Source organism: Streptomyces sp. NPDC007905, assembly GCF_042959345.1.
GTDB lineage: Bacteria > Actinomycetota > Actinomycetes > Streptomycetales > Streptomycetaceae > Streptomyces.
Genome location: NZ_JBIBKS010000066.1, coordinates 1 through 6,765, shown reverse-complemented (window position 1 = coordinate 6,765; position 6,765 = coordinate 1). Strand labels below are relative to the sequence as shown.

The following is a 6,765-nucleotide window of genomic DNA, read 5'->3' as shown; positions in this document are numbered from 1 at the left end:
ACCGGCACCTGCACCACCTGCCACCGCCCCCTGCCCAGAACAGCCACCACCGCCCAAAACCCGAGAGCCAGAGCAACCTAACGGAGCCCTACTAGAGGAACGCCGAGAGGTGAGTGGCCGCCCCTGACGGGGGTGACAGGGGCGGCCACGTCTCCAGCGCCATACTGGCCCCCGATCGCCGTCAGGGAGCCTGCTGGAGTCCTACCCCCCGGCGCAATCGGCGCACGCCGGAGACGGGAGCATTGCGGCGCGTCGGCGCCGTCTGCTGGGGAGCGCGCTGGCAGAGCCGCGCGTGTACGACGTCGGATCCGCCGGCAGCGCTCGCGCCGTGGTTCTGGATTTCCTCGGTCTTCTCGCCAGGGCGGATCGGCTCGGTGCAGCGTGCGCAGATCATCGGCGGAGCTCCAGGGCGAGGGCACGCAGAGCGCGGCGGGTCTCGCAGAGCGTCGGCTGCTCCTGACACTGCTCACAGTCCCGCGGGTGCCTGCTGGCCTCGGCCAGCACAGCCTTGAGGCTGCACCGCTGGCAGCCGCGGGGATACCAGCGGCCGACGACGCCGAGGACGGAGTCGTAGCGCTGCTGGAGATCGACGGCGCTGTCGCCGTGCAGCTCGGTCATGCACCACACGCAGCCGGCGCCGCGCAGCTGCTCGGGCGACAAGGTCCCGGTGCCGGGCAGCGTGATGGAAAGCAGCGCCTTGGCGGTGGGGTCAGCGGATGTGGTGGTGGTCATGCTGCCGCCTCTCGCGGGTGGATGGCTTCGGCCAGGCGCAGGGCCACGTCGGCGCGTACACGGCCGAGGTCCACCAGAGCGAGGGAGGGCGTTGCCGAGTCGACTGCGAGGGACGGCAGGACGATCCCGGCCCGGTCCAGGGCCATGCGGAGGGACTCCACAGCGGCGAACGGATCCACTGGGTGGTCGGTGGGTGTGGCCATGTGCAGGACGGTACGAGCGCAGGGTTGCTCGGCGCATCACCGGTTTCTCGGAGTTTCTTGACGGCCTGCCAGAGTTGCGCGATGTTTCGCCCGCGGGCCAACCGAGGCCGGTGTTTGCTGGGTTGACGTCGGGGAGGCTGGACCGCATCTGCAGGACCGACCAGAGGGGAACATCATGCGACGGCTTCGCTTCAATGGCACCGGCTCAGGCGGTGGAGGATGCCCGAGCGTCCACGAGGACCTCGACACCGGTGAGGTCGTGGTCCACGGGCCGCAGCTCACTGACCCCGCCGACCTGGCCCGACTGCAGCACCTCGACGAGGGAGAGGTCGCCGTCGTCGTACCGCGCAATACGCTGGTGGACTTCGGGCCGCGCGACGAGACACCCCGGCTCATCAACGCCGACGATGAGTTCGGCCGGCTCTTCACCACCTTCGAGCACACGGCCTGGCGGCTGGAGACCAGGCGCCGCTACGCCAGCGACGAGCAGACGGACGAGTGGGCCCAGTTCACGAAGGGCCAGCGGATCGACTGGGACTACGACGACGAGTGGTGCCGCAACGTCCGCGCCCAGACCGAGCAGGGCAAGCGGTTCGAACGGGTGCGCCTGGTCGACGACCCCGCCACCCCGGGCCAGCTGTACCTGCGCAGCAACGCCGCCCGGAACTGTGCTGTCGGGGAGGACATCCGCAACCTCTCCCGTGCCGACGCCGACCGGCTTCACCTGCCCGCCGAGGACTTCTGGCTCTTCGACTCCGCCTCGTCGCCCGGCTGCTCTTCGACGAGGACGACAACCTGACCGGCGCCGAGCTCATCACGGAGCCGGCCGCGGTGAACCGCTACTGCCAGGTCCGAGACGCGGCCTGGCACTATGCCGTTTCGTACGGCAAGTTCGAGATCAACGGCACGTGACGTGAGGTCCGGTGAGCACTGACTACCAGCAGGCCCGTGAGGCCTTGGGATTCTCCCTGCGGGAGCTGAGGCTCACGGCTGCTGACGGTCGCCTCACCGGAGCGCAGCTAGCCGAGCGGCTCGGCGGCAGCTGGACGAAGTCGAAGGTCTCCAAGCTGGAGAACGGCCGGCAGACCGCCACCGCCGAGGAGCTTCACGCGTGGGCCACAGCGACCGGCCACCCCGAGGACTACGACGGCCTGCTCGCCCAGCTGCGCGGATTCGAGTCGCACATCCGGTCATGGCGCCGGCAGCTCGCCTCCGGGCACCGGCCCGTGCAGGAGGCGATCACGGCCGAGCACGACCGCACCCAGGTGCTGACCATCTGGGAGAACGTCCTCGTACCCGGCATGCTCCAGACCACGGAGTACGCCCGTCACGTCCTGACCCGGCACGCCAACCTCATGCAGTCCCCGCGGGACATCGAGGACGCTGTGAGAGCCCGTATGCGCCGGCAGGCGGGCTTGTACGAGCCGGGCCGGACGTACCGGATTCTGTTGTGGGAGGGCGCGATGCACGCGCTGGTGTGCCCGCCCTCGGTCCTCGCTGCGCAGCTCGATCGCCTGGCTTCGGTCGTGGGCCTGGACACGCTGGAGTTGGGTGTCATCCCGTTCACGGCCTCGCTGAGGATCTACCCGGGCAACGGGTTCTGGGTGTACGACGAGCGCCGGGTTGTCGTCGAGGACTGGCACGCCGAGCTGTGGCTGGACGATGCCGACTCGATCGCCACCTACCTGCGGGTGTGGAACATGCTCCGGGAGTCGGCGGTGTACGGGGGGGACGCGCAGAACGTCATCCAACGGGCTCGACGGGCGCTGAACACGCGCTGACGCTGGACGCACGAGCGCGGCCTGGCTTCGTTCATCTCCAGGAACAGCGATTGTCGACCGGTTCTGGAGTCAGTTGTCGATCAGCCGGCTCGCGAGTGTCGAAGAGAAATGACGGCACTGCCGAGTGAGTGAGGGAACCGCGGGACGGCCAGCCGCCCGTCAGGGCGGCTGGCCGTCGAGGCATGTAGCGGCAGAAGCGATGCGTATGTGGCGGACGCGGTGCTATGAGACCAACAGAGCCAGCGCTTCCTTCGCGTTGTGCTCGGCGATTTCCTGCATCACCGTGCGGTGCGGGAAGTCGCCATCGAGCAGGCGAAGGGGGCCAGCCACCAGTGAGAGACGCATCGCAAGCATGTAGAGGTGGAGCCGTGCCGGATCGAGTCCAGGGCAGGACAAGGCTGGGTACTGGTCACCGAAACGAAGCTGCAGGAACACGTGCTCCCACTCGACATCGAAGAACATCAGACCCTCGATGTCGATGAGGACGGGGTGGCCGGACGCATCGACCAGGACATGGTCGGGCCCAAGTTCTCCGTGAATCAGCCCGTGCTGCGTGCGCGGAGCCACTCGTGTGGCCAGCTCCTCCAGGCGGTCGTGCAAGGGGGCCGCGGCTGATCCGATGCTGGGGTCGCGTTCAGCCGCCTCAGCGAGATCCTCGATGGCACGTTCGAGTACCAGTTGCTCGCATGAATCGCCACTCGCTTTGTCGCCCCGTTCGAGCACGTCCACCCTGCCGTAGTGCTGACTGTGCTGCTGGTGCATCACGTCGAGCATCGCGGCCAGCTCGCTCAAGGCATGTGATGCGCGTGTGGGATCCGTCTCCAGGAGCGCTTCCAGAGTGCCGCCGGCAACGTCCTCGACGACTGCCACGTCCGCCGGGCAGCGGCGTCGGCTGTCATCAGCGAGAAGCACCCCTGGAACCCGGACTCCAAGGCCGTCCAGTCTCCGCTGGGCCGCTAGGAAGGGGGCCAGCCCGGAGGCGGGAGCGAAGGGGTGGGCCGGGTCGATGGCTTCCGCAGCCGGCCAGAAGTTCTCGTCCTCGGCCCAGCTGTAGACGATCACACTTGCTGCACGTGATCCGCTCGTGTGAACCCGGTAGACCCCCTTCTTGCTCCCACCACGCAACCGGTCCACCCCGACAACGCGGGCCTCCGCCCCCAGTGCCTCATGCACAATCTCTGACAAAGCTTCACTATCCGTGAACTGGCGCATCCGCCGACCCTATCCCCGGGCCGTTGGCCGAGGCGGCTTTCAGTGAATCAGCTGGCCTTGGCAGGTTCTTCGGCTCGGGCTCGGGTGCTGGCGAGGCGGTAGGAGTCGGTGCCGGTTTCGATGATGGTGCCGTTGAAGGTGAGGCGGGGTCGCCCGCACCTACCTGGTCATCGACCCCAGCGCCCTTGGCGCGCCCGGCCGCCGCATCACCTTCCGCCACACCGCGCCCGCCGGCGCGACCGTCCTCGTCAACGACCGCCCGACCCGCATCCTGCTCACCGACACCCCGCTGGCCGCCCACGGCCACGTATACGCCGCGGAGCTGGACGCGTTCCTGTAGCCAGGCCGCCCGGGCGGGACACCCTCGTGCCCCGCCCGGCCGCGCTCACCGCTTCCGGCGGCGCACACAGCCCTTCACGAACGCCCCGGACGCCACCACAGCAAGCGCCACCGCCGCACCCGGCTGGGTCTGGGCGAGCTGCAAGGCCTTCACCAGGGCGAGCCCGAACAGGCTCACCCGGTCGCTGGTGGGCCGCCGGACCCGGAACCATTCCGGTTCCTCCGGCTCCTCGGGGCTGTTGATCTTCAGATGTCCTGCCACTATGGGGTCCCTCCCCGTACTCGACTGAGAACTCGGTGACGTGGAGACAGCAGGGGCCGTCCCGGGCGTGGGACGGCCCCGTCTCCGTTGCTGCGCCCTGACGAACGCGGCAGACAGATCCTGCCGCAGGTCACCGCCCCCCCCTGGAGCACCTCCGGTGTCTCCAACGGTGTCCAAGAGCGCCTTGCAAAGGGCAGTGCGCGAACACCCCCTACCGCCCACCCGGCAGGGCTGTGACCTGCGGAAACGGGCGGGTGAGGATGCGCGGGAGCGTAGCTCGCCGCGAAACGACGTCGAGCGACGACACCTCGAGCCGGTGGCCTGCAGCAACACCCATCCTCGAATTCACGCGACAGACCATTGGCGAGTTCGATGTCAAAGGCCGTCAAGCCGCGCGGCTACGACCCTCGAACGTTCACTCGTTCGGGTGACGGGATGGCCTGGAGTGCGGGCCGCTCGAGCGGGGAGGCGTGCGCGGCATCTCGCCCTGGTGCTCCTCGCCGACCCCCGACGACGGCTCGAACCGGCTGTGGTGCGCGACCCGGAGCCCCGGCTGCGGCCACTGGTACAGGCGGGTGCGGACGGTCGTGTCGTCCTGTTCGTCGATCGTCCGCTGGGCAAGCCCTTGCGGTTCACGCACCTTGAAGTCGATGCTGACGCCTGACCGCCCGCGTCCCGTTCGCTGCAGGAAGGTCCGCACTGACTCCGCCTTGCTGCGTACGGGCACCGGCCGCGGGAACAATCCCCTTGCCCGTGGGGCAGACGGGTGGCACATAGTGGACCTCGAATTTGGACCTCTTCCTCTACGAACGGACGGCCCTGCGTGACGACCGCGCACCCTGCGACCCCTATCGAACGCGTCCCGGGGCGGGCCTGGACGGTCCGCCTGACCGGCTACGCCGACCGCTCCGCGACCATCTCCTGCAGCAACACGGCCTGCACGATGCCCGGCAGGTCCAAGGCCCTGGCGGCTCTGCGCAGGTTCGCCGCCCAGCACGCCGCCGCCCACGCGAAGGCGGCCACCGTCCGCCCCAACGCCAGGTGCCACTGCGGCTCCACCGGCTGCGAGGCCCACCCGGACACCCGGACCCAGTGCGCCGGCGCCGTGACGCTCATCCTGCGCCACGACCCCACCGTGGGCCGCGTCTGGAACATCGAAGAAGTCTGCGCGGCCTGCGCCCCGCTGCTCACGCACACCACCGTCGTCGCCCGTGCGGCCAGGCCCCAGCGCACAAGCACACAGCCTCCCCGCCGGTACCGGCCGCACGGCCGGGCGTTCCAGGCGGCTTCTCCTCACCCGCCGCAGGCCCCGAAGACCGCCCGGCCGCGCCCGCCCGGCGCCCTCGACGGGCCGCGCAGCCACCCCAGCGCCGAAGCTCCGGCCGGCAACGCTGAACCCGCTCGGCGAGCGCAGGGCCGCTGCCGCCGCCGCGCCAAGGCGTCCTGAAGGGCGCCGGAGGTATCGCGGAAACCGCCTGGTCGCCGGGCTGGGACGTGCGCTTGGATGACCCACATGGACGACTTCACGTGGACTCCCACCCACCGCGCGGTGGAACTCAAGGACGCTCAGACGCCTGTCCGTCTGCCCGCGGACGGAGCCGATCTCAACGAGGTCTTCGGCGCGGCGGTGCTCCTCACCCACGCGCTCGACGCATGAAGCGAGGTGTCCTTGACGACGTCCCCTTGACCACGCTGATCCCCGGCCTACCGCCTGCTGGTGTGGAAGCCGTGTTGGACGCGGCCCGTGCCGTTGATGCGGCTCGCGCCAACGAAGCCGGGTCGACATGGGAATGGGCTCTGGAGCACGTGGTCTTCCCTGGACCTCAGCCGGGGACGCCGATCATCCTCGGCCTGGACGTCATTGAGCATGCCGACGGCAGCGACCAGCTGGAGTTCCTGCTTCAGGTGGTGTGGACAGAGCTGGGGCAGCTCGCGGTCGACGCGGCGGTGAACGTGGCTTGCTGGTGCGATAGCGATCACGCCAGTCACGACGTTGATGCCTTGAGGCTTACCGTCGCTGATCTGACCTTGCTGCCTCGGGCTTTCCGTGAAGGGGCTGAGCGTTTGATCGGATGGCTGGCCGACCCGCGCGATGCGGACTACTGGCGTGCCAAGGCGGGGCTGCCCGCCCGCCAACCCTGCTAGTAGACTGTCGCGACTAAGTGTCGTTCTGGTTGGTGGAGTTGGGGTCGGGGAGGCTTCGCTTGATGCTTCCGTTCGGCCGGGCAGGGGTGCC

General features: G+C 69.2%; 9 protein-coding genes and 2 pseudogenes. 5 read left to right on the top strand and 6 right to left on the bottom strand.

The features are described 5' to 3' along the window. Nucleotides 1–390: 390 nt before the first annotated feature. Entirely contained in the window at nt 391–732 is a 342-nt protein-coding gene (locus ACFZDC_RS41785) for a hypothetical protein (protein WP_391332319.1), read from the bottom strand. Continuing rightward, nucleotides 729–935 (bottom strand): hypothetical protein, encoded by a 207-nt coding sequence (locus ACFZDC_RS41780; RefSeq protein WP_391332317.1) that lies wholly within the window; start codon nt 933–935, stop codon nt 729–731. Before ACFZDC_RS41780 ends, ACFZDC_RS41785 begins: the two co-directional genes overlap by 4 nt. A gap of 172 nt (nt 936–1,107) precedes the next feature. Between ACFZDC_RS41780 and ACFZDC_RS41775 the strand changes: the two are divergent. Continuing rightward, nucleotides 1,108–1,847 (top strand): annotated as a pseudogene (locus tag ACFZDC_RS41775) (DUF6879 family protein). Between the two features lie 11 nt (nt 1,848–1,858). Continuing rightward, nucleotides 1,859–2,716 carry a Scr1 family TA system antitoxin-like transcriptional regulator gene (locus ACFZDC_RS41770; protein ID WP_391332315.1) on the top strand — a complete coding sequence of 286 codons (858 nt, stop codon included), beginning with the start codon at nt 1,859–1,861 and terminating at the stop codon, nt 2,714–2,716. Between the two features lie 222 nt (nt 2,717–2,938). Here ACFZDC_RS41770 and ACFZDC_RS41765 read toward each other — a convergent pair whose 3' ends face one another. The 4 genes and pseudogenes from ACFZDC_RS41765 to ACFZDC_RS41750 form a co-directional block, all read right to left on the bottom strand. Continuing rightward, nucleotides 2,939–3,928 carry a phosphotransferase gene (locus ACFZDC_RS41765; protein WP_391332313.1) on the bottom strand — a complete coding sequence of 330 codons (990 nt, stop codon included), beginning with the start codon at nt 3,926–3,928 and terminating at the stop codon, nt 2,939–2,941. A 47-nt stretch (nt 3,929–3,975) separates the two neighbouring features. Next, nucleotides 3,976–4,074 (bottom strand): annotated as a pseudogene (locus tag ACFZDC_RS41760) (ATPase); the annotation flags it as partial. Nucleotides 4,075–4,313: 239 nt separating this feature from the next. After that, complete coding sequence (locus ACFZDC_RS41755) at nt 4,314–4,529, bottom strand: hypothetical protein (protein ID WP_391332312.1); 216 nt, start codon at nt 4,527–4,529, stop codon at nt 4,314–4,316. 415 nt (nt 4,530–4,944) lie between these two features. Beyond that, a complete protein-coding gene (locus tag ACFZDC_RS41750; RefSeq protein WP_391332310.1) occupies nt 4,945–5,169 on the bottom strand; it encodes a hypothetical protein in 225 nt (74 codons plus the stop codon). Nucleotides 5,170–5,352: 183 nt separating this feature from the next. Here ACFZDC_RS41750 and ACFZDC_RS41745 point away from each other — a divergent pair, with 183 nt between their 5' ends. The 3 genes from ACFZDC_RS41745 (at nt 5,353) to ACFZDC_RS41735 (ending at nt 6,674) form a co-directional block, all read left to right on the top strand. After that, nucleotides 5,353–5,976, top strand: a complete 624-nt coding sequence (locus tag ACFZDC_RS41745; protein WP_391332308.1) for a hypothetical protein — start codon at nt 5,353–5,355, stop codon at nt 5,974–5,976. Nucleotides 5,977–6,042: 66 nt separating this feature from the next. Next, on the top strand, nt 6,043–6,186 hold the full coding sequence (locus ACFZDC_RS41740) for a hypothetical protein (protein ID WP_391332306.1): 144 nt from the start codon (nt 6,043–6,045) through the stop codon (nt 6,184–6,186). Between the two features lie 26 nt (nt 6,187–6,212). Continuing rightward, on the top strand, nt 6,213–6,674 hold the full coding sequence (locus ACFZDC_RS41735; protein ID WP_391332305.1) for a hypothetical protein: 462 nt from the start codon (nt 6,213–6,215) through the stop codon (nt 6,672–6,674). The last annotated feature ends 91 nt before the right edge of the window (nt 6,675–6,765 follow it).

What these genes read in the sequence shown, in the direction of transcription:
- ACFZDC_RS41765 (WP_391332313.1), bottom strand. Translation starts at nt 3,928, where the DNA reads ATGCGCCAGTTCACGGATAGTGAAGCTTTGTCAGAGATTGTGCATGAG.
- ACFZDC_RS41740 (WP_391332306.1), top strand. Translation starts at nt 6,043, where the DNA reads ATGGACGACTTCACGTGGACTCCCACCCACCGCGCGGTGGAACTCAAG.
- ACFZDC_RS41780 (WP_391332317.1), bottom strand. Translation starts at nt 935, where the DNA reads ATGGCCACACCCACCGACCACCCAGTGGATCCGTTCGCCGCTGTGGAG.
- ACFZDC_RS41785 (WP_391332319.1), bottom strand. Translation starts at nt 732, where the DNA reads ATGACCACCACCACATCCGCTGACCCCACCGCCAAGGCGCTGCTTTCC.